The sequence below is a fragment of the Oceanobacillus caeni genome, from assembly GCF_019037185.1.
Classification (GTDB): domain Bacteria; phylum Bacillota; class Bacilli; order Bacillales; family Amphibacillaceae; genus Oceanobacillus; species Oceanobacillus caeni.
Window position 1 is genome coordinate 1 of record NZ_JAHHXM010000085.1, and the last position, 644, is coordinate 644.

1 protein-coding gene is annotated in these 644 nt (G+C 34.6%); it reads left to right on the top strand.

All coding sequences use genetic code 11. The features are described 5' to 3' along the window. The first annotated feature begins 158 nt into the window (after positions 1-158). Positions 159-626 carry an IS200/IS605 family transposase gene (tnpA, locus tag KM885_RS17785; protein WP_216884347.1) on the top strand — a complete coding sequence of 156 codons (468 nt, stop codon included), beginning with the start codon at positions 159-161 and terminating at the stop codon, positions 624-626. The last annotated feature ends 18 nt before the right edge of the window (positions 627-644 follow it).

The window sequence follows — 644 nt, forward strand, 5'->3', positions numbered from 1 at the left end:
TATTATGACTTTAGTCCGTTGAGTACGCGGCAGCGTGCGAAACAGAAAACCACCTGCTATGCGGGTGGGTAACAAGTGGTTATACCAAACAAAAAACTCACTTTCTTCTATAATAGAGATTGTTCAAGCCTCTAAATATAGAAAGGAAAGTGAGTAAATTGGCCAATAAAGCAAATAGCTTGGCACACACAAAATGGTTGTGTAAATACCATATTGTGTTCACTCCAAAGTATAGACGAAAAATAATTTACAATCAATATCGAAGGAGCATAGGCGAGATACTTCGAACACTTTGTAAATATAAAGGGGTAGAAATAATCGAAGGACATCTTATGCCAGATCATGTTCACATGTTAGTGAGTATTCCACCAAAACTAGCAGTATCAAATTTTATGGGATATTTAAAAGGAAAAAGCGCTCTAATGATATTTGATAAGCATGCAAATTTAAAATATAAGTTTGGAAATAGACACTTTTGGGCTGAAGGATATTATGTAAGTACAGTTGGTTTGAATGAAGCTACCATTAGAAAATACATTCAAGAGCAAGAAAAACATGATATTGCACTTGATAAATTAAGTGTAAAAGAATATGAAGACCCTTTTAAGGGTGGCAAGAAATACTAACACTCCTTCAGGGGTTAG